At 73.5% G+C, this 24,549-nt stretch carries 26 protein-coding genes and 1 tRNA gene; 20 read left to right on the top strand and 7 right to left on the bottom strand.

Features of this window, described 5'->3' with window-relative positions; all coding sequences use genetic code 11:
* Positions 1-285 precede the first annotated feature (285 nt).
* The 18 genes from ACFC0Z_RS29795 to xerC all read left to right on the top strand — a co-directional run bounded on the left by ACFC0Z_RS29795 (position 286) and on the right by xerC (position 12,452).
* Positions 286-552: a DUF6284 family protein gene (locus tag ACFC0Z_RS29795; RefSeq protein WP_376444381.1), complete on the top strand. Its 267-nt coding sequence runs from the start codon at positions 286-288 to the stop codon at positions 550-552.
* Positions 549-881 (top strand): DUF6303 family protein, encoded by a 333-nt coding sequence (locus ACFC0Z_RS29790; RefSeq protein ID WP_376444378.1) that lies wholly within the window; start codon positions 549-551, stop codon positions 879-881. The genes ACFC0Z_RS29795 and ACFC0Z_RS29790 overlap by 4 nt, the downstream gene beginning before the upstream one ends.
* Positions 878-2,014, top strand: a complete 1,137-nt coding sequence (locus ACFC0Z_RS29785) for a conjugal transfer protein (RefSeq protein ID WP_376444375.1) — start codon at positions 878-880, stop codon at positions 2,012-2,014. The genes ACFC0Z_RS29790 and ACFC0Z_RS29785 overlap by 4 nt, the downstream gene beginning before the upstream one ends.
* The gene (locus ACFC0Z_RS29780; protein ID WP_376444372.1) at positions 2,011-2,346 is read left to right on the top strand and encodes an RRQRL motif-containing zinc-binding protein; all 336 of its coding nucleotides are present in this window, start codon (positions 2,011-2,013) and stop codon (positions 2,344-2,346) included. The genes ACFC0Z_RS29785 and ACFC0Z_RS29780 overlap by 4 nt, the downstream gene beginning before the upstream one ends.
* Positions 2,347-2,362: 16 nt before the next feature.
* Positions 2,363-2,635 (top strand): hypothetical protein, encoded by a 273-nt coding sequence (locus ACFC0Z_RS29775; protein ID WP_376444371.1) that lies wholly within the window; start codon positions 2,363-2,365, stop codon positions 2,633-2,635.
* A gap of 14 nt (positions 2,636-2,649) precedes the next feature.
* Complete coding sequence (locus ACFC0Z_RS29770) at positions 2,650-3,042, top strand: DUF6251 family protein (RefSeq protein ID WP_376444368.1); 393 nt, start codon at positions 2,650-2,652, stop codon at positions 3,040-3,042.
* Positions 3,039-3,236 carry a hypothetical protein gene (locus ACFC0Z_RS29765; protein WP_376444365.1) on the top strand — a complete coding sequence of 66 codons (198 nt, stop codon included), beginning with the start codon at positions 3,039-3,041 and terminating at the stop codon, positions 3,234-3,236. The genes ACFC0Z_RS29770 and ACFC0Z_RS29765 overlap by 4 nt, the downstream gene beginning before the upstream one ends.
* A 21-nt stretch (positions 3,237-3,257) precedes the next feature.
* Complete coding sequence (locus ACFC0Z_RS29760; protein ID WP_376444362.1) at positions 3,258-3,461, top strand: hypothetical protein; 204 nt, start codon at positions 3,258-3,260, stop codon at positions 3,459-3,461.
* Between the two features lie 83 nt (positions 3,462-3,544).
* Complete coding sequence (locus tag ACFC0Z_RS29755) at positions 3,545-3,796, top strand: DUF6257 family protein (RefSeq protein WP_376444360.1); 252 nt, start codon at positions 3,545-3,547, stop codon at positions 3,794-3,796.
* A 94-nt stretch (positions 3,797-3,890) separates the two neighbouring features.
* The gene (locus tag ACFC0Z_RS29750) at positions 3,891-6,050 is read left to right on the top strand and encodes an FtsK/SpoIIIE domain-containing protein (RefSeq protein WP_376444358.1); all 2,160 of its coding nucleotides are present in this window, start codon (positions 3,891-3,893) and stop codon (positions 6,048-6,050) included.
* Positions 6,051-6,414: 364 nt separating this feature from the next.
* Entirely contained in the window at positions 6,415-6,603 is a 189-nt protein-coding gene (locus ACFC0Z_RS29745; RefSeq protein ID WP_376444356.1) for a hypothetical protein, read from the top strand.
* Between the two features lie 11 nt (positions 6,604-6,614).
* On the top strand, positions 6,615-6,875 hold the full coding sequence (locus ACFC0Z_RS29740) for a hypothetical protein (protein ID WP_376444354.1): 261 nt from the start codon (positions 6,615-6,617) through the stop codon (positions 6,873-6,875).
* A gap of 5 nt (positions 6,876-6,880) precedes the next feature.
* Entirely contained in the window at positions 6,881-7,225 is a 345-nt protein-coding gene (locus ACFC0Z_RS29735; RefSeq protein WP_376444351.1) for a hypothetical protein, read from the top strand.
* Positions 7,226-7,307: 82 nt separating this feature from the next.
* Positions 7,308-7,994, top strand: coding sequence for an SAM-dependent methyltransferase (locus ACFC0Z_RS29730; protein ID WP_376444348.1), 687 nt, complete (start codon positions 7,308-7,310; stop codon positions 7,992-7,994).
* The gene (locus ACFC0Z_RS29725; RefSeq protein ID WP_376444345.1) at positions 7,991-8,824 is read left to right on the top strand and encodes a bifunctional DNA primase/polymerase; all 834 of its coding nucleotides are present in this window, start codon (positions 7,991-7,993) and stop codon (positions 8,822-8,824) included. The genes ACFC0Z_RS29730 and ACFC0Z_RS29725 overlap by 4 nt, the downstream gene beginning before the upstream one ends.
* A 2-nt stretch (positions 8,825-8,826) precedes the next feature.
* Positions 8,827-10,302: an ATP-binding protein gene (locus tag ACFC0Z_RS29720; protein WP_376444343.1), complete on the top strand. Its 1,476-nt coding sequence runs from the start codon at positions 8,827-8,829 to the stop codon at positions 10,300-10,302.
* Between the two features lie 475 nt (positions 10,303-10,777).
* The gene (locus tag ACFC0Z_RS29715; protein ID WP_376444340.1) at positions 10,778-10,981 is read left to right on the top strand and encodes a helix-turn-helix domain-containing protein; all 204 of its coding nucleotides are present in this window, start codon (positions 10,778-10,780) and stop codon (positions 10,979-10,981) included.
* 64 nt (positions 10,982-11,045) lie between these two features.
* Positions 11,046-12,452, top strand: a complete 1,407-nt coding sequence (gene xerC / locus ACFC0Z_RS29710; RefSeq protein ID WP_376444337.1) for a tyrosine recombinase XerC — start codon at positions 11,046-11,048, stop codon at positions 12,450-12,452.
* 46 nt (positions 12,453-12,498) lie between these two features.
* Here the strand turns inward: xerC and ACFC0Z_RS29705 are convergent.
* The 4 genes from ACFC0Z_RS29705 to ACFC0Z_RS29690 form a co-directional block, all read right to left on the bottom strand.
* Positions 12,499-12,572, bottom strand: a tRNA-Thr gene (locus tag ACFC0Z_RS29705).
* A gap of 87 nt (positions 12,573-12,659) precedes the next feature.
* Positions 12,660-14,210 carry an alpha/beta hydrolase gene (locus ACFC0Z_RS29700; protein ID WP_376444334.1) on the bottom strand — a complete coding sequence of 517 codons (1,551 nt, stop codon included), beginning with the start codon at positions 14,208-14,210 and terminating at the stop codon, positions 12,660-12,662.
* A gap of 61 nt (positions 14,211-14,271) precedes the next feature.
* Positions 14,272-15,477: a DNA polymerase III subunit delta' gene (locus tag ACFC0Z_RS29695; protein ID WP_376444331.1), complete on the bottom strand. Its 1,206-nt coding sequence runs from the start codon at positions 15,475-15,477 to the stop codon at positions 14,272-14,274.
* Between the two features lie 80 nt (positions 15,478-15,557).
* Positions 15,558-15,737 (bottom strand): hypothetical protein, encoded by a 180-nt coding sequence (locus ACFC0Z_RS29690; RefSeq protein ID WP_360812888.1) that lies wholly within the window; start codon positions 15,735-15,737, stop codon positions 15,558-15,560.
* A 138-nt stretch (positions 15,738-15,875) separates the two neighbouring features.
* Here ACFC0Z_RS29690 and ACFC0Z_RS29685 point away from each other — a divergent pair, with 138 nt between their 5' ends.
* Together ACFC0Z_RS29685 and ACFC0Z_RS29680 are read left to right on the top strand one after the other, a co-directional pair.
* Positions 15,876-17,078: a sensor domain-containing protein gene (locus ACFC0Z_RS29685; protein WP_376444328.1), complete on the top strand. Its 1,203-nt coding sequence runs from the start codon at positions 15,876-15,878 to the stop codon at positions 17,076-17,078.
* Positions 17,066-17,710 carry a LuxR C-terminal-related transcriptional regulator gene (locus ACFC0Z_RS29680; protein ID WP_376444326.1) on the top strand — a complete coding sequence of 215 codons (645 nt, stop codon included), beginning with the start codon at positions 17,066-17,068 and terminating at the stop codon, positions 17,708-17,710. Before ACFC0Z_RS29685 ends, ACFC0Z_RS29680 begins: the two co-directional genes overlap by 13 nt.
* Here the strand turns inward: ACFC0Z_RS29680 and ACFC0Z_RS29675 are convergent.
* The 3 genes from ACFC0Z_RS29675 to tmk form a co-directional block, all read right to left on the bottom strand.
* Entirely contained in the window at positions 17,700-20,243 is a 2,544-nt protein-coding gene (locus ACFC0Z_RS29675; protein WP_376444323.1) for an FtsX-like permease family protein, read from the bottom strand. The genes ACFC0Z_RS29680 and ACFC0Z_RS29675 overlap by 11 nt on opposite strands.
* Positions 20,240-21,013, bottom strand: a complete 774-nt coding sequence (locus ACFC0Z_RS29670; RefSeq protein ID WP_376444319.1) for an ABC transporter ATP-binding protein — start codon at positions 21,011-21,013, stop codon at positions 20,240-20,242. Before ACFC0Z_RS29670 ends, ACFC0Z_RS29675 begins: the two co-directional genes overlap by 4 nt.
* Positions 21,014-21,111: 98 nt before the next feature.
* A complete protein-coding gene (gene tmk, locus ACFC0Z_RS29665) occupies positions 21,112-24,534 on the bottom strand; it encodes a dTMP kinase (RefSeq protein ID WP_376444317.1) in 3,423 nt (1,140 codons plus the stop codon).
* Between the last annotated feature and the right edge of the window lie 15 nt (positions 24,535-24,549).

The following is a 24,549-nucleotide window of genomic DNA, read 5'->3' as shown; positions in this document are numbered from 1 at the left end:
CTCGTACCCCACGCACCATGTCCGCCCCGGAGGCCGACGTGAAGCGCTTAAGACCCTGGGCGCCACTCCCGCTGGACCGGCGGAGTGGCCACGCCCGCTGAGTCATCTGACCTCCGCAGCGACTTGGCTGCGGCCGGTTGCCTCCTCTGCCCGTCCGGACCCCGTTCGCGGGGTGCCGCACGGGCGGGGTTGAGGGGAGCCGGATGGTTCCAACGGCAAGAGGCCCCGGAGTTGCACCTCCGGGGCCTCGGTTCGGGCCGTTCCTGTCTGAGAGGAACACACCCAATGAAGTCCATCATCACACTCCCCGCGACCAGCGGGGACCTGGCGTTCGACGGCGAGCCGTCGGACGCGGAGCTGGACGCGATCGAGCTGGAGATGCCGCTGATCCTGGCGGAGGTCGACCTGCTCGACACGGAGATCATGACGCTCGACCATCCGGCCACGGAGCTGGACGAGCGTCGGACCCGCCGGGCCCGCCGGCGGGTGCTGGTCGAGCGCCGGGACCTGACGAACCGCGCCGGTCTGGCGCTGACGGGCGGTGTCGCGTGAGCGCGACGACGCTGAGGGTGCAGATGTCGTTGCGGTGCTGCGGCACGACGTCCCCGGAGCGTGTCGAGGGGCCGTGCTGGCAGGTGTACGTGGTCAAGCCCGGTCTGGTCTCGATGTGGCCGACGTACACGTGGCCGACGTCGCGGGAGGTCCCGCCCATCACCGAGCGGGAGGCGGCCCTCGGTCTGCTCGGCTACACCCTGGCCGAGGGCAGCGAGTGGGTGTGGACCGAGGACACCGGTCCGGAGTACCACCGGCACCCGGCGCGTGTGGCGCTGATCGCCGGGGCCCTGGTCCAGCCGCTGACCGGGCGGGAGGTCGAGGGATGACCGCCGTCGCGGGAAGGGAGCTGAGCAGGCTCCAGCAGATCGTGCTCGGGGCGGCGTTCGTGCCGATGCTCGCCACGGGCGGCGCCGGCGGGTACGGCACCTACACCAACATCAAGGCCGCCTTCGGCTCCGGCACCGCCGTCGGTGCGGTCGCGGCGGGCGAGGGTGCGACGGCCGTGCTGGCGATCGTGCTGCTCGGCCTGACGCTGCTCGGGCAGGCGTCGCCGAAGGTGATCCGGGCGGGGCTGTGGGCTCTTCCCGCAGCCGCGTCCGCGATGTCCGTCACCGCCGCGAAGTCCCCGGGCGAGATGGTCATCTACGCCCTGACCCCGATGGGCATGACGGCGTCCGCCGAGGGCGCCGCGTTCCTCGCCCGCCGGATTGTCGTCTACCGCGACGGCCGCGACGCCGAAGCCGAAGCGCACGCCGCCGCGATCGTCCAGGCCCTCGCCTACCACCGGGCCCGCGCCGCCAACCACCCTGACGAGAACGTACGGAAGCGGTCCGAGCGGACGTCGTGGAAGCTGGCCCGCAAGGTCGGCTCCGGAGACATCGCGCTCGGCGACCGACTCCTCGACGTTCAGCGTCAGCGGGTCACCGCCGGGGCGGATGCTGCCCTCGCCGCCATGTTCGGCGCCACGATCGTCGCCCCGAACATGGCGAGCGTCCAGGAGGCGGCGGGTGCGGTGGCCGTCGAGTTGGAGGTAGACCGGTCGGCTCGACCGATCGACTCCGTGAATGCGGAGGAATCTACCCAGTCCATCACAGAACGGTCTACCTCTGACCTGCCCGTTCCCGCCCTCGAACCGGCCCCGGTCGACCCTGGACCGGTCGAGCAGGAAGAGCCCACCGCGCCGCCGGTCCGGAAGTCGACCGGTCGGGCTGTGGTCCGGGCGGTCGCCGCCGAGCAGTCGCCCCCACGCCGGGCGACCGGTCGGGTACCTGCCGTCGCCCGCTCGGCTCAACCGCGCCGCACGCGCGACGAACTCCTCGCCGAGGCAAGGCAGTTGACAGAATCATGGCCGGTTGAGCAGTTGACGGCCGACGGGATCCGCAAGGCTCTGCGGACATCCCCGGAAAAGGGTCGATGGCTGCGCGACACCCTCAAGACGGAGCGCGGTGAAGCCGCGTGAGCGCCATCCCCGTCTACCCCTGGCGTCTCGCGCCTGAGGGGCTGGCGACTGTCCGGCAGCTCCGTTCCCTCGGGCTCCGGCCTGGCGGGCAGGACGTCGTGGCTCAGCTCGAACGCCCCCGCCGCCGACGCGGAGCCCTGGTCGCCTTCCTCTATCGGATCGACCTCGCCTTGCCCGTCCGCCCTATGACCCCTGCCAAGCGGGCGGCCCTGGCCAAGGCGAACGCGGCCCGGCGGCTCTGCCCGGAGTGCGGGCGGGACGCCGGGTACCGAATCCCGCCCTCGCTCGGCATGTGCACCCCCTGCGCATACCCCGACACGTCCGCCGCCTGACCCGAGGAGTCACGCCATGCGACCCGTCACCCTCTACAGCCTGGCCCGCCGCAGCGACGCCGCCCCCATCGGGCACTACAGCCCGCAGCGGCTGACCATCCACACCGCCCGCGTGACCATCAGCGCGGCGCGCAAGACCGCCACCTCCGTCCACGTCTACGAGACCACCGACCGGGACGGCATCGCCTTCCACATCGGCTACGTCCACTACGGGCCCGAGCGCTGGGACAACGGCAGCTTCATCACCGACATCTACGTGATTCCCACCGCCGCCCTCACCGACCTGTGACCAGGGAGACCGCCATGACGAACCTCCCCGAACCGCTGCGGGTCGTGCAGCTCCCGGACGGCACCTACACCTACGCCGACCACCTCCCCGCCCCGCTCCAGCCGGGCGGCATGCCGCAGGTGGTCCACCAGCACATCCACCAGGCCCCGCCCGACCGCACGATCCAGCGGATCGCCCTCGGCTCCGGGATCGGCGCCGGGGCGGTCGCCGGCGGGGTCTACTTCGGCCCGCTCCTCGTCGGCGCGCTCACCGCGATCGCCGCGAACCTCGCCTTCCTCGCGTTCCTCGCCGTGGTCCTGGCCTGGGGTGTTCACACGGTCGTGAAGTCGATCGGCGGACCCGACGGACAACAGGCCGCCAAGGCCATCGCCAAGGCCCGGCGGCCCCGGATCCGGAAGGGGAAGTGACCGTGTTCCGTGGCGGACAGAAGGTCCTGATCATCGCGTGCGAGGACGACCGCCGCGCGGTCGGCAAGACCGGCCGCGTCCTCGACGAAGTGCCCCCGGGGCCCCTCACTGACGGGCGGTGGACGGTCGACCGGATCAGCTTCTGGATCGCCCCGGTCCTGTGCCACGCCCACGAGCTCAAGCCGATCGACTGACCTCTCGAAAGGACCCCTGACATGGGCCTGTTCAGCCGTAAGAGCACCGCTCCGGCCGAGTCGCGTATCCCCGCGCCGGAGGAGACCGCCGCCGCCGGACGCGCGCTCGCCCGGGGCAACCGCAAGCCCGCCGACCGTCTCGTCGCCGAGGCCGGGGAGTACAGCCAGTCCGTGGCCCTGCAGATCCTGGCCGACTCCGCCGACTACTCGCCGCAGGAGGACTGACGAATGCCTGCCCGCCCCCGACCCGTGTGGTCGGGGGCGGGTGGGGAGTCGGGACAGCCCCGGCCCCAGACAAGGGGACCGTCATGGCCTGGTCGAAGAAGACCACCGAGTTCAACGAGAAGAACCCCCAGCTCAGCATCGGCGAGGGCGTCCAGGTCGGCTGGCTCGTCGCCCGCATGGCCAAGCGTGGGCTCGCCGGAGAGACCGTCTATCAGGGCGACCTGGAGAAGAAGGTCGACCGCGTCATCGACAAGGCCCGCCGGCGCATCGAGAAGAACGCCGAAGAGGCCGCGAAGGCCGAGCGCGACGCGAAGAAGCAGGGCAAGCGCAAGTAGCTGTGCCCCGGGGACGGCCGTCCCGGCCAAGGAAACCGCGCCGTCCCCGGGCCCCCCTTTCACCCGCCCTTTCGAGCAGTGGGAGAGACCCATCATGACCGAGCCCGCGACCGAAGCGACGGTGCTGGACCTCGACGAGCACCGCGCCGCCCGCGCCGAGCCGTCGCCGCCGATCAACCTCGAAAAGACCACCACCCCCGAGCCCGTGGCCGACGAGGAGGGTGTCGACGTCGTCGACCTGCCCGGCAACCCTCTCGCCGACTGGCTGACCGTCCCCGACATGCCGGTGCTGCCGGTGTGGGCGCGGTCGGTGAAGTCGATCCGCGACAACGCCGCCGCGCTGGGGCGCCTTGCCTGGTGGCACGCCCGCTACCACTCGGTGCGTGTCCCGAAGTACCTGGTCAAGTCCGTGCTGCTCGCCGCACGCGGCTTCTACCGCGCGGTGGCGGGGTTGTGGCCGATGCTGTCCGCGCAGGAGCAGTCCGCGACCGTGCGGGCGCTCAAGGCGCAGTCGAAGCTCCGCCCGGAGGATGTCGAGCTCGCCGCCCGTCACCAGGCCGCGTACGCAGAGCGGACCCGGTCCCGGCGGTGGCGGTTCGGGATCGCCGCCACCGGTGTCGCGGCGGCAGCGACCGGAATCCTGCTCGCCGACCCGCTCCTCCAGGCCGGAATCGGCGCCGCCATCACAGTCCCGCTCGCCCACCTCGGACGCGGCGAGGAGACGCGGCTGCTCGACCAGGCCGCGCCGCCGATCCGCGTGGACATGTCCGCGCAGCAGCTCAACGACGCGCTGCGTGCCGCCGGCCTCCTGAAAAGCGGCAGTGGCAAGGACGAGAAGGACCTTCCGCGCGTGTCGTGCACGATGGGCCCCGTCCGTGATGGTCGTGGCTGGTCGGTGATCTTCGACATGCCTCGGGGCGGAGGCAAGACCGCGTCCGACGTCCTCGCGAAGCGGGAAGTCATCGCGCAGGAACTCGGCGTGGACGAGATCCAGGTCATCATGTCCCGCGTCCGTGCCGTGAACGGCGGGAACGCTGGGCGCGTGTCGATGTGGGTCTCCGACGACGACCCCTACCTCGGCACGCCGAACCCCTCGCCTCTGGAGAAGGCCGAGCGGTTCTCGATCTGGGAGCCGGTCCCCTTCGGGCAGGACGCCCGGGGCACCAGGATCAACGTCCCCGTCATGTGGCAGTCGATGTTCTTCGGCGGCCTGCCCCGCCGGGGCAAGACCTTCACCCAGCGCCTCCTCACGGCGGCCGGGCTGCTCGATCCGTACGTGCGGCACTACGTCGCGGACGGCAAGGGCGGCGCGGACTGGATGCCGATGAAGGCCGTCGCCCACCGCCTCGTCATGGGCGCCGAGGACGACGCGATCGACGCCCTCAAGGCCATGCTCGCCGAGCTCCTCGCCGAGATGGAACGCCGCTTCGCCCTGCTGCGGGACCTGCCGACGTCGGTGTGCCCGGAGGGCAAGCTGACCCCGGAGATCGTCGCCCGCTACAACCTCCCGGTCATCTTCGTCACCATCGACGAACTCCAGGAGTACTTCACCGCGATGGAGCGCGAGGACCGCGAGCAGGTCATCAACGACCTGTGCCGGATCGCCCGCCGGGGACCGGCCGCTGGGTTCATCTCGAACTTCGCCTCCCAGCGTCCCGACGCCGACTCGGTGCCGACCAAGCTCCGCGAGATCATCACCATCAGGTACTCGACCCAGGTCGTCGACCGCGCCTCCAGCGACATGGTCCTCGGCAAGGGCAAGGCCGCCCAGGGCGCCGACGCGTCCGTGCTCTCCGAGGAGCACAAGGGCGTCGGCGTCCTCGTCACCGGCCCCGCCTCGTACGTGACGGTGCGGGCCGACTACCTCGACGGCCCCACGTTCGCCCAGCTCTGCCGCAAGGGCCGCGCCCTGCGCGAGGAATCCGGGCAACTCACCGGAGATGCCGCCGGAGACGTCACCGCGGCTGCCGACGCGGCCGGCGTCACCGTCCCGCCGATCGTCTCCGACGTCCTCGAAGTCATGCGGCACTCCCCCCGCATGTTCACCCCCGACCTCCTCGTCGCGCTCGCCAACATCGACGAGGACACCTACGGCGACTTCAACGCCGAAGCCCTCGCCGCCGCCCTCGACGCGGCCGGAGTCAAGCGCACCAGCAAGCAGGTCAAGATCAGCGGCAGCAACGGCGCGGGCTACCAGCGCCGCGACATCGAAGCCGCCGTCCCCGCCGAGATCCTCCTCTCGGTCGGCAGGTAGAGGGGTCCCCCACTACCCCACCCCCACCACACCACCCCGCTACCGGCCCCGCCCGCACCATCCGGAGGGGCCGCGAAGTAGAGGGGGCCCTTTACCCCGGTCATGGGGCAGGTAAGGGCCTCTGACCTGCAAGGTAAGGCCGGTAAAGGGGGGCCCTCGCAGCACCCCGTCAAGCCCTCTAAGGGCCGGAATCCGGGCGCGGCAGCACGCGCGACTTTTGGGACCGGCGGCCACCCGCCTATCGGCAGACTCCCGTGGGCACGTCCTCGCCAGCGCAGCCGCCGATCCATGTCCCCAAGCTTGCGAGCACCCGGGGCCCGCACAGCCTCCCACCCACCCATCCCCGTCTCAACGGAGTTTCGGCATGGCCGTGACCGTCTCGCTCATCGTCCTGTTCGGGATCGCCCTGTTCTTCCTCCTGCGCTCCAAGGAACTCGGCCCCGGCGCCGCCTTCACCGCCATCATGTTCGGCTTCCTCCTCGCCTCCACCGGCGCAGCCGAACCCATCAACCACCTCACCGCCTCCCTCGCCGACGCCCTCTCCAACCTCTAAGGAGACGCCCCGTGCGACTGCGCATCCACTGGACCACCTGGCCCCGCCCGGCCCTGGTCCTGACCGACACCCCCCGCCCCGACTGCACCTGCTGCGACGGCGACGGCGGCCACAACTACAACTACGGCGACTACGAGACCGGCGAGTACGCGGGCACCGACTGGGACCCGTGCAACTGCTGGGACGACACCCGCCGCTGGACCCTCCTGCCCCTCCCCCGCCTGACCCGCCGGCAGGGACGCGGCGGATACAGCGACGAACCGCCCTTCTGACGGCCGTGGACCCCCTCCTCGACTGGGGCGACGCCCGCCACTTCGACCACCACGGGGACCGGCCGTGCTGCCTGTGCGGCAGACCGACCCCGATGCGGTCCCACGCGGGCGAGGCCGTCCACAAGGTGTGCGCCGAGGACTGGAACGCCACCCACCCCGACGAGCCCCGCCGCTACACCCTTCCTGGCAAGGACCGCCCGCAGCACGACGTCGGCACCTGGCGCTTCCACAACGACGGCCCCACCACCGACAAGCACGCCCCCGCCCTCGCCCCGGTCCCCACCGACTCCCCGCCCGCCGTCGTCACCCCTGACGTCGAGCCGGGGCAACGCGGCCTCTTCGCCGCGTGACAGCACAAAGGGCGGCCCCGTCTCGCCAAAGTCCGGGGCCGCCCCATCCAGAGCACTCGCTAGAGAACTGGAGACACCCAGCATGACCCATCCCTTCCCGATCCGGCGAGATGGAGTCCGGCCGCTCCTCCTGGACGCGTTCTGCTGCCAGGGCGGCGCCGCCGCCGGATACGCCGCTGCGGGGTTCGACGTCGTCGGCGTCGACATCAACCCGCAGCCCCGCTACCCCTACCGGTTCATCCAGGCTGACGCCGTCGCCTTCATCCGCGAGCACGGCGCCCGGTTCGGCTTCATCCACACCTCCCCGCCGTGCCAGCACGACTCCGACTGCCAGCGCATCCAGGGCAACACCCACCCCGACCTCATCGCCCCCACCCGCGCCGCCCTGGAATCCACCGGCCGCCCGTGGGTCATCGAGAACGTCGCCGGAGCCGTACCAAAGCTCCACGAGCCGGTCATGCTCTGCGGCACCCAGTTCGGCCTGGAGACCTACCGCCACCGCTACTTCGAGACCGGCGGCTGGACCCTCACCCAGCCCGAGCACCCCGCCCACGTGGCGCCCCAGGCGAAGATGGGCCGCCCGATCCCGCCCGGCCACTTCGGCCAGTTCATCGGGAACTTCTCCGGCGTCGACCACGCCCGCCGCGTCATGGATGTCCCGTGGATGAACCGCGACGGCATCCGCGAGTGCATCCCCCCGGCCTACACCCGGTGGATCGGCACCCAGGCCCTCGCCAACCTCACCCCTGGCGTGGAGGTGGCCGCGTGAACAGCATCCTCACGATCGCCCTCGGCCTCGCCGAGCACGGCTTGCCGGTCCTGCCCCTGCGGGCCGACAAGCGGCCCTTCGGGAACTGCCGGGCCTGCGAGGACCTCGCCTGCGGCGGGCGGCCGAGCATGGCCACCCCCGGGCCATGCGTCTGCCCGTGGCCGTGCCACGGATGGGCCGCCGCCATCACCGACCGCCGGATCATCGCCTCCCCGCAGTGGGCGGCCGCATGGCGCCGCGCCCGGACCATCGGCTACCACCCCGGCGGCGCCGGCGTCACCGTCGTCGACCTCGACAACGAGGCCGCCGTCACCTGGGCCCGCGCCACGCTCCCACCGACCACGACCGTCGCCACCACGCGCGGCGAGCACTGGATCTACCGAGGCACCATGCGGTCGGTGAACGCCGTCCGTCCCGGTGTCGACCTCAAGTCGACGATGTCCTACGCCCGCTGGCTCGGCCCCGGCTCCGGCGTCCCGGCCGAGCTGCCGGACGTCGTACGCGCCCTCGCCGACAAGCAGCCGCCCGCCGTCCGGCAGGCGGCGCCGACGGTGCCCGCACCTGCTGGGGGTGGGGAGTGCCGTCACCGCTCGCCCGCCTACCTGGAGCGCGGGATCGCCATGGCCGAGCAGCGCATCACCGATGCCGAGAGCGCGGTCCACGCGACGGTGTACCGGACGTTCCTGGCGGTGCTGTCCGCGCACGGCCGGTGCGGTTGCCTCACCGAGTCCCACATCAGCCGCCTGTTCGCCGCCGCTCAGGCCAAGGGCGAGTCGGCGCGGCACTGCACTACCGCCTGGTCCAACGCCACGAGCGCTCTAGGGATGTAGCGATGTCCGAGGACGAGAAGAACCCGGCCCGCGAGGTCATCGGCACCTACGCACGGGACCACTTCCGGTACTTCCGCACCGCCGACGGCACCGTCTACGCCCAGCGCATCGGCCACCCCGTCGCCCGCCCGATCCGCTCCCAGGGAACCACCGGGAGCCACCGTCAGGAACTCATCGTCGGCCTGTTCAAGGACGGATACGGCGTCTTCAACGGAACCGCCCTCAAGGAGGCATTGGACTTGATCGAGGCACTGGCCATGGACGAGAAGGTGCAGCCCGTCCACATCCGCGTCGCCCCCGGCTTCAACGGCGCGACGTGGCTCGACCTGGGCCGCAACGACGGCCTGTCCGTCCGCATCCACCCCACCGGCTGGGACCTCGTCACCCCCGACCCCGAAGAGGTCTGCTGGCGGCGCACCCAGCTCACCGGCGAGCTTCCCCTGCCGGCCAAGGACACCAACGGCAAGGGCCTCGACCTGCTCCTGCGGCTGTGCAACTTCGCCACCGCCGAGGTCGAGAGCATGGTCATCGCCTGGCTGATCGGCTGCCTCGGCCCGACCGTGCCCGTCCCTGCCCCGTTCCTCACCGGCCCCCAGGGCGCCGGCAAGTCCACCGGCGCCCGGATGCTCCTGCGGATCATCGAGGGCATGAGCAGCGACCTGCGCCGCGCCCCGAAGGACGAGGAGAACCTCATCGCGGCCGTCGCCGCCGGATGGGTCACCGCCCTCGACAACCTCTCCCACCTGACGCCGGACATGTCCGACGCCATGTGCTGCATCGTCACCGGCGCCGAGAACGTCAAGCGCGCCCTGTTCACCGACGGCGACGTCGTCCGCTCCCGCTACCGCAAACCCCTCCTGCTCACCGGCATCGACGTCGGTGTCATCCGCCCCGACCTCGCCGAACGCCTCCTCCCGCTCCGCCTCGAACGCCCCAAGGTCCGGCGCACCGAAGCCGAGCTGTGGGCGGAGTTCGAGGAGATTCTCCCGCTCATCCTCGGCTCGCTCCTCGACCTCACTGTCCAGGTCCGCGCCGCCGAGGCCGACGTCCCCACCGACCTGCGCATGGCCGACTTCGCCCACCTGTGCGCGCAGGTCGACAAGGCCACCGGCTTCGGCGCCCTCCCCGCCTACCGCGCGAGCCTGGACGACCTCAACGACGACGTCATCGAGGGCGATCTCCTCGCCCAGACCGTCCTCAAGCACGCCGCCGGCATCGACCCCGGCCGAGAGATCCGCATGACCTCCTCGGAGTGGCTGCAGTGCCTCACCCAGCTCTACACGGGCGAGGAGTGCCGTCCCCTGCCCAAGGGTTGGCCCACCACCGGCAAGGTCCTCTCCGACCGCCTCAAGCGCATCCAGCCCGTCCTGGCCGCACGCGGCGTCCTCGTCGACTGGGGCCGCACCAGGGACGCCCGCTACATCGAAGTCGTCCGCCCCGCCCCGACGGCCCAGGACGAGCACGGCGCGGGGTCCTAGCCCCCGCCGCGTGGCCCCCGCACGAGCAAGAGGAGCACGGCCGCGCAGCCGCGCGGGGTGCTCCTCTTGTTCTTCGGCGGCTTGCCGCCGCCTCAAAGGCGTGCCGCGCAGCGGCTCCCCATTCACGCTCTCAGCCGCGCACAACAACAGACACCCCCCCCCTCTTTTCCTAAGTAGGAAGACGCTGCGTCACCCACGTCACCACCGGGCGCAAAACACCCCCTGACCTGGCGATACCAGGGTGACGCAGACGCTAGAGGCCTGCGTCACCCCGCGTCACCCGCGTCACCGGTGACGGAGGCCTGCGTCACCCGTGACAGAGACCGCCACCCCCTGTGTCACCAAAACCTGCAGGTCAGACGACCGAGTGACGCGCATGTCGCAGTGACGCAGAAATCCCCACCTCGGACAGGTGTCGACCCCCGGCAACGCGACCGTCTCGACACCTCGGAGCTCCGCCAAGGAGGCACACGTAGTGACCACCGCCGCGAACCCCGCCCCGTCCCCCGCCCTGCTCACCGTCCAGGCCGCCGCCGAGTATCTCTCCCTCGGCCGCTCGACCATCTACGAGCTGATGGCCGCCAACAAGCTCCCGTACGTGAAGGTCGGCCGCATTCGCCGCCTTCGCCGCGTAGAACTGGACGCCTTCGTCGCCCAGTTGGAGATCTCGACCACCTGATCAGCGCAACTCCGAGGCGGTTCCGGCACAGCAGCCGGGACCGCCTCACCCACGAAAGGCGAAGATGAACCGCAAGCCGAACATGGAGTCCTCCATCTACCAGGGGAACGACGGCCGGTGGCACGGTCGGGTCACCATGGGCCTGAGGTCCGACGGAAGCCCCGACCGACGGCATCGCAGCGCTGCGACCGAGGCCGAGGTGAAGCGCAAGGTCAAGGAGTTGGAGAAGCTGCGTGACGAGCAGCGGGCTCCGAAGGCCGGACGGGCTCCGACCGTCGAGGCGTGGATGGAGACGTATCTGACGACGATCGCGAGCCTCACGCTCAAGCCCAGGTCCCTGGACGACTACCGCTCCAAGACCCGCAACGACATCGTCCCGGGCATCGGCCAGCACCGGCTGAACAAGCTGGAGCCGGAGCACCTGGAGACGATGTACGCCGCGATGCTCCGTGAGGGACACGCCCCGTCTCACGTACTGAAGGTCCACCGCATCCTGTCGCGAGCACTGAAAATCGCGCACCGCCGTCGACTGATCGTGGAGAACGTCGCCACACTGGTGGACCCGCCGAGCGTGGAGGAGACCGAGGCCAACCCGTTCACCCAGGAGGAAGCTCGCACGTTCCTGGAGGCGGCGGCCAAGCGGCCGACGTTCGTCCGCTGGCTGGTGGGCGTCGGCATGGGGTTCCGGCAGGGCGAGACGCTTGGGATGCGGTGGAAGTACGTAGACCTTGAGGCGGGACTCTTTCACCCCCGTTGGCAGCTACAGCGGCTGACCTGGCGGCACGGCTGTACCGACCCACATCTCTGTGGCGAGCGGCTGCACCGGTTCGAACCGTGCCCGCCAGTGTGCACAACCCACAAGGGCTACAAGCGGGGATGCCCAAAGCCGTGCGAGAAGACATGCACGAAGCACGCGAGCGTCTGCCCCGTACGGAAGGGTGGCGGCCTGGTCTTCACCCGTCCCAAGACGAAGAAGAGCAAGGAGCCCGTTCCGATCCCCCCGCCGTTCATCCAGCCCCTGCGCGAGCTGCACGCCCTCCAGGAGGAAGACCGGGCAGCGGCGGGCGATCTCTGGCAGGAGTACGACGTGCTGTTCGCTCGCCCGGACGGACGCCCCCTCGACCCGCGACAGGACTGGGAGGAGTTCAAGGAGCTGCTCGCCGAATGCGGGATCGACGACCGGCGCCTGTACGACGGAAGCCGCCACACGGCCGGCACGATCCTCAATGAGCTCGGCGTCGACCTCGTCACCATCATGGAGATCCTGCGGCACACCCAGGTGACCCAGACGCGGCGCTACGTGAAGGGTCGATCCGAGCAGTCCCGGGCCGCGATGGAACGCATGGGAGACGCGTTCCTGTCGCAGGTGCAGCCCAAGACCCTGGCGGCCAGCATGGGTCACACTGAGACCAAAAATGAGACCGGCGACAGTCGCACAGCTCGCGCTCGCCGCCGTCGCCGCATCCGCTGAATCAGAAAACCCCAGGTCAGAAAGTTCTGACCTGGGGTTCCATCTGAGCCGCCTTCGGGATTCGAACCCGAGACCTACGCATTACGAGTGCGTTGCTCTGGCCAACTGAGCTAAGGCGGCGTCGCCGTGCGAACCCATTATCGGGTGCAGCAGCGCCGCCAAGTCTACACAGTTTTCAGGGGTGCACCGACCACCCCTGGATCATGGCTATGAGCAGCGCTTTCCGTCTTGCGGAGGGGTGCCTTCCAGGAGGTAGGTGTTGATCGCCGTGTCGATGCAGTCGCTGCCCCGCCCGTAGGCCGTGTGGCCGTCGCCCTCGTAGGTGAGGAGGGTGCCGGAGGAGAGCTGGGCGGCGAGGGAGCGGGCCCACTTGTACGGGGTCGCCGGGTCGCGGATGGTGCCGACGACGAGGATCGGGGCGGCGCCGTCGGCGGTGATGCGGTGGGGACGGCCGGTGGGCGACGTGGGCCAGTAGGTGCAGTTGAGGGCGGCCCAGGCGAGGCCCTTGCCGAAGACCGGGGAGGCCTTCTCGAAGGACGGCACCGCCTGCTCGGCCGCGGCGGGCCCCGCGTAGGCGGGCGGCAGGTCGAGGCAGTTCACGGCGGCGTTCGCGTACATCAGGTTCGCGTACGTGCCGTCCGCCTCCCGCTCGTAGTAGCTGTCCGCCAGGGCCAGCAGGCCCGAGCCCTCGCCGCCGATCGCCCGGGTGAGCGCCTCGCGCAGCTGGGGCCAGGCCCCCTCGTCGTACATCGCCGCGATCACGCCGGTCGTGGCGAGCGACTCGCCCAGCTCGCGGCCCTCGCCGGTGGGCAGCGGCTCGGCGTCCACGTCGCGGAAGAACTTCCGCAGCGCCGCCCCGGCCGCGTCGACGGACTCGGTGCCGAGCGGGCAGTCCGGCGTACGGACGCAGTCGGCGGCGAAGGCGCGGAAGGAGGTCTCGAAGCCGCCGGTCTGGTCGCGGTTGAGGTCGAGCGCGGAGAGGGAGGGGTCCATGGCCCCGTCGAGGACGAGCCGGCCGACCCGGTCGGGGAAGAGCTCGGCGTAGGTGGCACCGAGGAAGGTGCCGTACGAGGCCCCCACGTAGTGGAGCTTCTCGTCGCCGACGACCGCCCGCAGGACGTCCATGTCGCGGGCCGTCTCCACGGTGGAGACGTGCGGCAGGACCGTCCCCGAGCGCTTCTCGCAGCCCGCCGCGAAGCTCTTGAAGGAGGCGCTGAGCGCGTTGACCTCCGCCGCGTCGTCCGGGGTCTGGTCGACCTGCGTGTACGCGTCCATCTGCGGCCCGGTGAGGCACTCGACGGGCTCGCTGCGGGCGACGCCGCGCGGGTCGACGGCCACCATGTCGAAGCGGGCGCGGACGGGGGCGGGGTAGCCGATGCCCGCGTACCCCTGGAGGTAGCCGACGGCCGAGCCGCCGGGGCCTCCCGGATTGACCAGGAGCGACCCGATCCGCTTCCCGGGGCCGGTCGCCCTCGCCCGCGAGACGGCGAGCTTCACCTCGCCCGCCTCCGGCTTCGCGTAGTCGAGCGGGGCGAGCAGGGTCGCGCACTGGAAGCCCACGACGCCGCAGTCCCGCCAGGCGAGCTTCTGCCCGTAGTACTTCTCCAGCGCCCCGGAGGGGGACGCGGTCACGGCGGGCGTCTCGCTCCGCGCCCGGGACGCGGCGGCGTCGGTTCCGCCTCCCGTACAGCCGGAGAGGATCAGTCCGGCGGCGGCGAGGGCCGTGGCGGACGTACGGAGCAAACGCCTGGAGTCCATTTCCGGAGGGTATCCGGACGGGTACGCACCGTGTCCAATCCGGCGGGCGTCCCTGCGCTCCCTAGTCCCGCAGCGCCATCGTCATCGCCTCCACCGCGAGCAGCGGCGCCACGTTCCGGTCGAGGGCCTGGCGGCAGGCGAGGATCGCCTCGATCCGGCGCAGGGTCCGCTCCGGCGTCGTGTCGCCCGCGATCCGCTCCAGCGCGTCCCGCACGTCCCCGTTGGCGAGGGGTGTCCGGGAGCGGAGCTGGAGGGCGAGGACATCGCGGTAGAAGCCGGTGAGGTCGGTGAGGGCCAGGTCGAGGCTGTCGCGCTGCGTGCGCGTTCTGCGGCGCTTCTGCCGCTCCTCCAGCTCCTTCATCGCGCCGGCCGTGCCGCGCGGCATCCGCCCGCCCTGCGCGGCGCCGAGGGCCGCCTTCAGCTCCTCGGTCTCCTTGACGTCGACCTCCTCCGCCACCTGCTTGGCGTCCTCGGCGGCGGCGTCGACGAGCTCCTGGGCGGCCTTGAGGCAGCCGCCGATGTCCGCGACCCGCAGCGGCAGCTTGAGGACGACGGAGCGGCGCGCCCGGGCCCGCTCGTCGGTGGCGAGCCGCCGGGCCCGGTCGATGTGCCCCTGGGTCGCGCGGGCGGCGGCGTGCGCGGCCTCCGGCTCGATGCCGTCACGCCGTACGAGCACGTCGGCGACGGCGTCCACCGGGGGCGTCCGCAGCGTCAGGTGGCGGCAGCGGGAACGGATCGTGGGCAGCACGTCCTCCAGGGAGGGCGCGCACAGCAGCCAGACCGTGCGGGGCGCGGGCTCCTCGACGGCCTTCAGGAGCACGTTCCCCGCGCCCTCGGTGAGGCGGTCGGCGTCCTCCAGGACGATGACCTGCCAGCGGCCGCCGGCCGGGGAGAGCTGGGCGCGCCGGACGAGCTCGCGGGTCTCCTTCACACCGATCGACAGCAGGTCCGTGCGGACGATCTCCACGTCCGCGTGGGTGCCGACGAGCGTCGTGTGACAGCCGTCGCAGAACCCGCAGCCGGGACCGCCGGTGCTCATCGCCCGGTCGGGGCTCACGCACTGGAGCGCGGCCGCGAACGCCCGCGCCGCCGTCGCCCGCCCGGACCCCGGCGGGCCCGTGAACAGCCACGCGTGGGTCATCTTCGACGCCTCGGGGGCGGGCTGTCCTGCCGCATGGGCGGTCACGAACGCGTCGGCGTCACGCGCGGCGGCGGAAAGCTGCTCCTCCACCCGCGTCTGTCCGACCAGGTCGTCCCATACGGCCATGTCTGCCCCTCCTCAGGTACGCCCTCCATTGTGGGGCAGTGCTCTGACATCCCCGGATCAGCCACGGGGACATCCCCGGATCAGCCACGGGCCTCCTCGCGCCGCCGCGTCAGCCACAGCCCGACGGCGGAGCCGAGCACGACGGCCCCGGTGCCGACGCTTCCGGCGGCGCGGAGCCCGCCGGTCAGGTCCGAGAAGGTGCCGACGTAGACGTTGGCCAGGACGCTCACGACGAGCAGCAGCCAGAGAAGGGGACGCATGGGGTACCTCCGTGCGGAGTGGATGGGTGCCCTTCGATCCTCGTTCCCGCCCATGGCCCCGCACAGCGGTGCCCGCTCCCGGACCGTGGTGTAGCCCGCTCCACCGTCTCCCCTCCCGGCGCCGCCTAGGCTGGCCTGATGCGTGTGGCGATCAAGGAAGCGTTCCGGGCGTGGCTCCATCTCACGGTCGGGGCCGCGATCTCCCTGTTCTGCTGCCTGATGGTCGGCATCGCCCTGTTCACCGCCGTCCTCACCCTCACCGTCATCGGGGCGGGCGTGCTGCCCGAGAGCGTGCTGCTGCTGCGCCGGCTCGCCGGGTGGGAGCGCCGCCGTACGGCCGCGTGGACCGGGACGCCGGTCCCGGAGGCGTACCTGCCAATCGAAGGCCCGCTCCCCGCGCGCGTGCGGACCGCTTTCACCGACCCGGGCACCCGGCAGGACCTCCTCTGGGGCGCCGCGCAGCTCGTCTACGGCCTGCTGCTCTGGTACCTCTCGCTGATCCTGTGGGTCCCCGCGCTGCTCGTCGACGGCGCCTGGGCCGGGCTCGCGGGGCGCCGGGCGGTGGCGCTGCCGCTGCTCGGCCGGCTCGCGGAGCTCGCCGCCGAGTGGTCGCGCGCCCTGCTCACGCCGTCCCCGGCCGCGGCCAGGGACGCCGCCCTCGCCGCCCGTGTCGAGCAGCTGACGGCCACCCGCGCGGGCGCGGTCGCCGCGCACGGCGCCGAGCTCCGCCGGATCGAGCGCGACCTCCACGACGGCGCGCAGGCCCGCCTGGTGGCGCTGTCCATGCGGATCGGCCTCGCCCGGCGCGTGTACGACTCCGATCCCGCGACCGCCCGCGCGTTCCTCGACGACGCCCAGTCGCAGGCGGAGGAGGCCCTCGCCGAGCTCCGGCACGTGGTGCGCGGCATCCACCCGCCGATCCTGACCGACCGGGGTCTGACGGGGGCGGTACGGGCTCTCGCCGCGAGCAGCGGCCTGGAGACGACGGTGACGGTGACGGGCCTGGCCGACGAGGGAGGGTCCGGCGCTCCCGTGCCGGACGCCCCGCGCGCCCCCGCCGCCGTCGAGGCCGCCGCCTACTTCGTCGTCGCCGAGGCCCTCACCAACGCCGCCAAGCACAGCGGCGCCTCCCGCGCCTCCGTCTCCCTCACCCGCGAGAAATCCGCGCTACGCGTGCGCGTGGCGGACGAGGGCCGCGGCGGGGCCGAGGCCGCCGAGAGCGGCGGCTCCGGCCTGACGGGCATGCGGCGCCGGGTCGCCGCGCTCGACGGCACCGTACGACTGACCAGCCCCGTCGGGGGCCCGACCGTGATCGAAGTGGAGCTTCCGTGCGTGTGGTGATCGCCGAGGACAACGCCCTCCTCAGGGAGGGCCTGGTCCTGCTGCTGACCTCGTCGGGGCACGAGGTCGTCGGGGTCGCGGCCACCGGCCCCGAGATCCTGCCCCTGCTCCTCGACCACCGCCCGGACGTGGCGGTCCTCGACGTACGGCTGCCGCCCGACTTCCGCGACGAGGGGCTCCGCGCGGCGCTCGCGGCCCGCGAGCACCTCCCCGGGCTTCCGCTGCTCGTGCTCTCGCAGTACGTGGAGGAGACGTACGCCGCCGAGCTCCTGGGCGGCGGCGCGCGCGGCGTCGGCTACCTCCTGAAGGACCGGGTGGGCCGGGTCGACGAGTTCCTCGACGCCCTGGACCGGGTCGCGTCCGGCGGTACGGCCCTGGATCCGGAGGTCGTCACCGAGCTGATGGCCCGTCGGCGCGACGACCCGCTCGACTCGCTCACGCCCCGCGAGCGCGAGGTCCTCGGGCTGATGGCCCAGGGCCTCGACAACGCGACGATCGCCCGCTCGCTGGTGGTCACCGAGCGGGCCGTGCACAAGCACATCGGGAACGTCTTCCTGAAGCTCGGCCTGCCGCAGGCCGACGGCGGCGGCCACCGCCGGGTCCTCGCGGTCCTGGCGTACCTCAACGCGTAGCGCCGGGCCGCCGCCCCGTCCGCCGGAGCTCCTCCAGGAACACCCCCGTCACGACCGTGACGAGGACGACGCCGGCGATCGCGCCGGCCTGCGCGGGCGGCAGGTACGGCAGGCCGCCGGTGAGCGCCCAGGCGAACGCGGTCAGCGGCAGCGCGCCCACCGCGAGCCCGACGAGGAGGCCGGTCGCGGTCAGGAATCCGGCCTCCAGGCCGAGCATCCGGCGCAGCTGGCCCGCCGAAGCGCCGACCTGGCGCAGGAGTTCCCGCTCGCCGCGCCGCCCGGCGCCGATGAGGGCGAGGGTGCTGAGGACGGAGAGGACGGTGAGCCCGCCGATCGCGGCCACGATGCCGCCGGAGACGATCCCGTTCAACTCGGCCCCGGGGAGCGCCACCGCCACGGGCGCCACCGCCTCGGACGCCACCGCCTCGGGCGCCACCGCCTCAGGCGCGACCGGTGACCCGTGGCCGACGCCGGACGCCAGTACGCGCGCGGGATACGGATCGGTCATGTGCGGGGCCAGTTCGGCCTTCGGAAGCAGGAACTCCCCGAGGGCCAGCGAACGTTCGTAGACCGCGACCACCCGCAGCCGCTTCTCCGTACCGTCGCCGAGCCGGAGCTCCACCGTCGAACCGGGCTCCGCCTCCAGCGACTTCGCCATGTCCGCGCCGACCGCGACCGTGCCCGCCCGCCCGAGTCCGGCGAGGTCACCGGCGACCACGCCCGGGTCGAGCGTGCCCGCGAGCCCCTCGGCGTCCACGCCGAGGACCGGGAGCCGGTCGAGGCGCGGCGCGCCCGCCTCCGTGCGGGCCAGGACGACCGAGGAGCTCAGCACGTCGGTGGCCGCGTCGACCCCCGGCAGCTTCCGTACGCGCTCCGCCGTCACGCCGGTGAACGCGAGGTCGGCGGTGGTCGCCGCGCGCGCCTGTGCCGCCGCCGCCCGCTCCATGGTGGCGCCCGCCGAGAGCTGCACGAGCGCGAAGGAGGTGACGAGGACGACGGGGACGAGCGCGGCACCGAGGCGCCGGGAGTGCGCGCCCGCTCCGGCGGCGGTGAGCCGGCCGGGCGCGCCGCCGAACCGGCGGAACGGCCGGTCGAGGACGGCCGTCGCGGCCCGCGCGATCCACGGGCCGAGCAGCGCGCACCCGGCGACCAGCGTCACCGTGGCCGCCCCGGCAGCGGCGGCGGCCGCCTCGCCGCCCTGGACGGTGGCCGCCCCGGCCGATCCCGCGCCGAGCACGAGCAGGGCGATCCCGAGGACCCGGCGGACGCGCCCCGCCCCGGGCCGCCCGGGCCTGCGGGCCGCGAAGAGGACCACGAGCCGGGCGAGGCCGACGACGAGAAGGGCGACGACGAGTACGGCGGCGAACAGCCAGGCCGGGGTCGGCAGTTCGAGCCCCTCCGGTACGACTCCGGTACGGGCCCGCAGCGTCGACCACAGCAGCTGGAAGGCCGGTACGGCGACGAGCGCGCCGAACAGGGCCGCCCCGGCGGCCACCCGGGCCACCTCGCGGCCCGCCGCCGCCCGCACCTGCCGGGGCGACGCGCCGACGGAGACGAGCAGCTCCCGCTCGGCGGAGCGCTGCTGGAGGGCCTGGGCGACCAGCGAGGAGAGGACGAGGGCTGCGACCAGGAGGAGCGTGCCGGAGACGGCGGCGAGGAGCTGGAGGAGGTCCCCGCGCGCGGGGAGCGCGGCGAGGTGCTCGGCACCGCCCCTGCCGTCGCCGGTGAGCGCCCGCAGCGGCTGCCCCGAGGCGGTGTCCTTCAGCCCGGCTTCGTCCAACGCGGCCCGCACGCGCGCGTGGAGGGTCTCCACGGGGACACCGGGCTCGGCCAGGACGCCGACGGCGTCGACGGCCCCGGGATGCCCGGCGAGCCGCCGCGCCTCCCCCGCGCTGACGTAGACCGCGTCGGGCCCGTCGGCCACCCCGACGACCTCCCGCCCGGCCAGGGTGCTCCCGACGCCCGCGCCGAGCCCGGCACCGGCGACGATCTCCCCGCCGCCACGAGGCTCGCGCCCGTCGGTCAGCGTGTACGGAGCCAGACGGGCGGCCTCCCAGGAACGCCCGGGGTACGCGCGCGTGCCCGCGCCCTCGGAGGCCGGGCCTTCGGGGGCCACGCCTCCGGGGGCCGCGCCTTCGGGGGCCGGGGCCCGGGTGGGCGCCCCTTCCCGTACGACGAAGGTGTCGTCCGGGACCACGTCCCGCACGCCCGGCACGGCGCGCAGCACGTCGACGGCGGCGGACGGGATCCGTACCCGTTCGGTCAGGCCCGTCGAGGCCGTCTGCGGCTCGCCGCCCCACGGCGTGACCGTCGACTCGACCTCCTGGTCCCCGGCGACGACGACGGGCGCGGCGGCGTACCGCTCCACGCGCGCGTGGCCGAGGGCGGTGGAGCCGACGGCGAGGGCCAGCGTGCCGAGCAGCGCGGAGGTGACGGCGACGGCGGCGAACACGGCGGCCCACGCCTTGCGGTGGGCCCGCAGCGACCGGGCAGCGAGCAGCCGCACCGCCGGGTTCCCGAGGCGGCGGCTCATCGGGCGGCCCCCGACACGAGCCCGGCGGTACGGGCGCCGAGCGCCGCCCGTACGCCCGCCTCGTCCGGCCGGTCGAGCCGGCCGGCCATCCGGCCGCGCTCCAGGAAGACGGCCTCGTCCGTCCAGGTGGCGGCCACCGGGTCGTGGGTGACGAGGACGACCGTGGTGCCCCGCTCGTCGACCGCGCGCCGCAGCAGGGCGAGCACACCGGACGCCGTGACCGGGTCGAGGGCGGCGGTCGGCTCGTCGGCGAAGACGACCTCGGGCTCGTTGACCAGGGCGCGGGCGATGGCGACCCGCTGCCGCTGGCCACCGGAGAGGTTCTCGGGCCGGTCGTCGGCCCGGTCGGCGAGGCCGACGGCGTCGAGCCCCGCGAGGGCGCGGTCGGCGAGCGCCCGGTCCTCGCGGGCCCCGGCGAGGAGCAGCGGCAGGGTGACGTTCTCGCGCACGCTCAGCGCGGAGACGAGGTTGAGCGACTGGAAGACGAAGCCGATGCGGTCCCGGCGCAGCCGGGTCAGACCGGCAGCCTTCAGGGTGGCGAGGTCGGTGCCCCCGATCCGTACCCTCCCGGCCGTCGGCCGTTCGAGTCCGGCCGCGCAGCGCAGCAGCGTGGACTTGCCGGAGCCCGACCGTCCCATCACGGCCACGAAGCGTCCGCGCGGCACGGTCAGGTCGATCCCGTCGAGCGCGGGCGTCCCGCGTCCGCACGCCCGGCTCACGCCGTCCAGGGCGAGGGCGGCGCCGTTCTCCGTCACTGCTGTCGTCGTCATACCGCAACGCTAGAAAAGCGCAGGTCACGACGGTATGGGGCTGGCTGCCGGACCGGGGGTGGAGCTAGCTCCACCCCCGGGCCTCACCGCCGGGTCCGTCAGCGGCGGCGGCGCGGGCCCTCGTCCTCGTCGTCGTGCCGGCCGAACAGCTCGTCCGCGAGGGTCGGCAGGTCGTCGAGCGGGGTCTCCTCCGCCCAGTCCGAGCGGCGGCGCGGGCGGCCGTGCTCGTCGAGCTGGGGCAGCTCGCGGGTGCGGTCGTTCGCCCCCTCCGGCTCCGGCCGGGCCTGGGGCCGCTCGTCGCGGAAGATGCCCTGCGGCACCCGGTCCACGGGCCGGACGGGAGGCAGGACGGCGGTCTCGTCCACCGCGCGGGAGTCCGTGATCCTGGGCAGGACGGCCGTCTCGTCGGCGGCCCGCGAGTCCTTGATCTGCGGCAGGACGGCGGTCTCCGCCTCGGGCCGCACGGCAGCAGGCTCGGGCTTCGCGACCGGCTCCGGCTTCACGGCAGCAGGCTCGGGCTTCGCGACCGGCTCCGGCTTCACGACCGGCGTCTGCACCGTGACCTCGTTCGCCGACACGGGCGGCTGGGCCACCCTCGGGTCCGGCTTCACGACGGGGGTCGGCACGGTGACCTCGTTCGCCGACTCCTGGGCGGCACGGGCGGCCGCCGCACCCTTCTCGGCGGCGACCCGCTTCTCCTCGGCGGCCTTCTCCGCGGCGGCCTTCTCGGCGGCGGCGCGCTTCTCGGCCGCCGCCTTCTCCGCGGCGGCGGTCCGCTCCGCGGCCGCGGCTTCCGCGGCCGCCGCGCGCTGGGCCGCGGCTGCCACCGCGGCGGCACGCTCGGCGGCGGCCTTCTCCGCGGCGGCCTTGGCGGCGGCCTCCGCCGCGACCTTCTCGGCCGCCGCCTTCATCGCGACGGCCTCCGCCGCCTTGGCGGCAGCAGCCGCCTCGGCCATGCGGCGGGCCTCCTCGGCGCGGAGCAGCGCCTCCTCGGCCCTGCGCTGCTTCTCCAGGCGGCGCTCCTCGGCCTCGGCGCGCAGCCGGGCCTCCTCCTCGGCCTCCTTGCGGAGCCGCTCCTGCTCCTCCTGGCGGGCCTTCTCCTCGGCGGCGACGCGCTTGCGCTCGGCCTCGGCGGCGGCCTCCGCCGCGAGCCGCTCCTCCTCGGCCTTCCGCCGGGCCTCCTCGGCCTGACGCTCGGCCTCCAGGCGGCGCGCCTCTTCTTCCTCGCGCCGCTTGCGCTCCTCCTCCTCGGCGCGGAGCTTGGCGAGCTGCTCCTGCCGCTCGCGCTCCAGGCGCTCTTCCTCGGCCTTGCGGGCGGCCTCTTCCTCGGCCTTGCGCCGCGCCTCCTCCTCGGCCTTGCGGCGGGCCTCCTCGGCGGCCTTGATCTCGGCCTCGGAGAGCGGCAGCATCCGGTCGAGCCGGTGGCGTACGACGGTGGTGACGGACTCGGGCTCCTGGCCGGCGTCGACGACGAGGTAGCGGCTGGGGTCGGCGGCGGCGAGGGCGAGGAAACCGGCCCGTACGCGCGCGTGGAACTCCGGCGGCTCGGACTCCAGCCGGTCGGGCGCCTCGGTGAACCGCTCGCGGGCCGTCTCCGGGGAGACGTCGAGCACGACGGTCAGGTGCGGGACGAGCCCGTCGGTCGCCCAGCGGGAGATACGGGCGATCTCGGTCGGGGAGAGGTCGCGGCCCGCGCCCTGGTAGGCCACGGACGAGTCGATGTACCGGTCGGAGATCACGACCGCGCCCCGCTCCAGTGCGGGCCGGACCAGCGAGTCGACGTGCTCGGCACGGTCGGCCGCGTACAGCAGGGCCTCGGCCCGGTTCGAGAGCCCCGCGGACGAGACGTCGAGCAGGATCGAGCGGAGCCGCTTGCCGATCGGGGTCGCGCCGGGCTCGCGGGTGACGACGACCTCGTGGCCCTTGGCGCGGATCCATTCGGCGAGCGCCTTGACCTGCGTCGACTTCCCGGCGCCGTCGCCGCCCTCCAGGGCGATGAAGAAGCCGGTCGGGGACGGCGCCTGGGCCGGGTCGGAGCCGCGCACCGCGTCGCGCAGGTCGCGGCGGAGCGGGACGCCCGCGCGGTCGTCGGTCTTGGCGAGGACGAGCGCGGCGACGGGCAGCAGCAGGGCGCCGACGAGGGCGAGCGTGTAGGCCGCCCCGCCGTGCTCCAGGACGAAGGTGCCGCCCGAGGACGCGAGCCGGTGCGGGCCGATCGCGGCGGCGACCAGCGGCGCGGCGAGCGCGCCGACGGCCATGCCGACGCGCGCGGCGGCCTGGAGGCGGCCGGTGGTCGCCTCGCGGTCCGGCTCCTCGGTCTCCTGGTCGACGAGGGTGTGGCCGGTGTTCGCGGCGACCCCGGCGGCGTACCCGGCGAGGACGGCGAGCAGCAGGACCGTCGCCGTGTCGGGCACGAGGCCCGCGGCGAGCAGCGCGACGCCGGTGACGGCGGTCGCGAGGGCGAGCAGCCGGCGCCGGGAGAGGACGGGCAGGACGTGCCGCGCGGTGCGGATGCCGACGGCGGTGGCGCCGCTGAGCGCGAGGATCAGGAGCGCGTACGTGACGGGGCCGCCGCCGAGGTCGTACGCGTGGAGGACGGCGAGGGACGCGGCAGCGGCGATCGCCCCGGCGACGGTGGCGCAGGTCAGGACCAGGACGGGGAGGACGCCCGTACGGCCCTTCTCGGCCTCCGGCGTCCGGCGCAGCCCGGCGAGGGGCGAGCGGAGCTCCGGTCCCTGTCCGCCGGGCAGCGCCATGCCGAAGAGGACGGTGACGGAGGCGGCGAAGAGTCCGGCGGCGACGTACGAGCCGAGGGCGGCCTGGTGGAACGAGAACCAGTCGAGTCCGGCGCCCAGCAGGTTGCCGACGAGGGTGGCGACGAGCAGCGCCACGGCGGCGGCGGGCACGGCGAGGAAGGCGGTCCGCAGGGAGAGCCGGCACAGCGCGCCGAGGTGGTCCGGGAGCGGCCGCACGGCGTCGCCCTCGGGCGGGGCGGCGGGCAGCAGCGCGGGGGCGGCGCCCTCGCGGCAGACGGTCCAGAGCCGCTCGGCGGCGCCGGTCACGAAGACGGTGCCGAGCACGTACCAGAGGGCGGAGCCGGGGAGCCAGTCGATCCACAGCGGGGCGACGACGAACAGCGCGAGCCGCAGCCCGTCGGCGCCGATCATGGTCCAGCGCCGGTCGAGCGGGCCGTCGGGCCCGGTCAGCTTGGCGAGGGGGCCGAGGAGGACGGTCCCGAAGAGGGCCGAGGCGAGCAGGCGCGTACCGACGACGGCGGCCACGGCGAACGCGGCGCCCCGGTAGCCGCCCCCGAGCGCGCCCTCGGCGACGGCCGCCTGGAGGCCCAGGAGGACGAGGACGAGGAGTCCGAGCGCGTCGCCGACGCTGCCGACGAGCTGCGCGTTCCACAGGCGGCGGAGCGGCTGGTGGTGCAGGAGCGCCCGTACGGCACGCTCCTGGGAATCCGCGACGAGTGCGGCGTCGAAATCGCCGAGGCGGTCTGGCTGCTCTGCTCGCGTCATCCGTCCACCCTATCC

Origin of the sequence: Streptomyces sp. NPDC056144 (assembly GCF_042264145.1) — a bacterium.
Classification (GTDB): domain Bacteria; phylum Actinomycetota; class Actinomycetes; order Streptomycetales; family Streptomycetaceae; genus Streptomyces.
The sequence above is the reverse complement of the archived record's forward strand: the minus strand, read 5'-3'. Positions and strand labels throughout refer to the sequence as shown.

Bases quoted from the DNA above. Each gene is read 5' to 3' on its own strand.
- ACFC0Z_RS29795 (WP_376444381.1), top strand. From the start codon at position 286: ATGAAGTCCATCATCACACTCCCCGCGACCAGCGGGGACCTGGCGTTC.
- ACFC0Z_RS29785 (WP_376444375.1), top strand. From the start codon at position 878: ATGACCGCCGTCGCGGGAAGGGAGCTGAGCAGGCTCCAGCAGATCGTG.
- ACFC0Z_RS29775 (WP_376444371.1), top strand. From the start codon at position 2,363: ATGCGACCCGTCACCCTCTACAGCCTGGCCCGCCGCAGCGACGCCGCC.
- ACFC0Z_RS29770 (WP_376444368.1), top strand. From the start codon at position 2,650: ATGACGAACCTCCCCGAACCGCTGCGGGTCGTGCAGCTCCCGGACGGC.
- ACFC0Z_RS29760 (WP_376444362.1), top strand. From the start codon at position 3,258: ATGGGCCTGTTCAGCCGTAAGAGCACCGCTCCGGCCGAGTCGCGTATC.
- ACFC0Z_RS29755 (WP_376444360.1), top strand. From the start codon at position 3,545: ATGGCCTGGTCGAAGAAGACCACCGAGTTCAACGAGAAGAACCCCCAG.
- ACFC0Z_RS29750 (WP_376444358.1), top strand. From the start codon at position 3,891: ATGACCGAGCCCGCGACCGAAGCGACGGTGCTGGACCTCGACGAGCAC.
- ACFC0Z_RS29745 (WP_376444356.1), top strand. From the start codon at position 6,415: ATGGCCGTGACCGTCTCGCTCATCGTCCTGTTCGGGATCGCCCTGTTC.
- ACFC0Z_RS29730 (WP_376444348.1), top strand. From the start codon at position 7,308: ATGACCCATCCCTTCCCGATCCGGCGAGATGGAGTCCGGCCGCTCCTC.
- ACFC0Z_RS29720 (WP_376444343.1), top strand. From the start codon at position 8,827: ATGTCCGAGGACGAGAAGAACCCGGCCCGCGAGGTCATCGGCACCTAC.
- xerC (WP_376444337.1), top strand. From the start codon at position 11,046: ATGAACCGCAAGCCGAACATGGAGTCCTCCATCTACCAGGGGAACGAC.
- ACFC0Z_RS29700 (WP_376444334.1), bottom strand. From the start codon at position 14,210: ATGGACTCCAGGCGTTTGCTCCGTACGTCCGCCACGGCCCTCGCCGCC.
- ACFC0Z_RS29695 (WP_376444331.1), bottom strand. From the start codon at position 15,477: ATGGCCGTATGGGACGACCTGGTCGGACAGACGCGGGTGGAGGAGCAG.
- ACFC0Z_RS29690 (WP_360812888.1), bottom strand. From the start codon at position 15,737: ATGCGTCCCCTTCTCTGGCTGCTGCTCGTCGTGAGCGTCCTGGCCAAC.
- ACFC0Z_RS29685 (WP_376444328.1), top strand. From the start codon at position 15,876: ATGCGTGTGGCGATCAAGGAAGCGTTCCGGGCGTGGCTCCATCTCACG.
- ACFC0Z_RS29675 (WP_376444323.1), bottom strand. From the start codon at position 20,243: ATGAGCCGCCGCCTCGGGAACCCGGCGGTGCGGCTGCTCGCTGCCCGG.
- ACFC0Z_RS29670 (WP_376444319.1), bottom strand. From the start codon at position 21,013: ATGACGACGACAGCAGTGACGGAGAACGGCGCCGCCCTCGCCCTGGAC.
- tmk (WP_376444317.1), bottom strand. From the start codon at position 24,534: ATGACGCGAGCAGAGCAGCCAGACCGCCTCGGCGATTTCGACGCCGCA.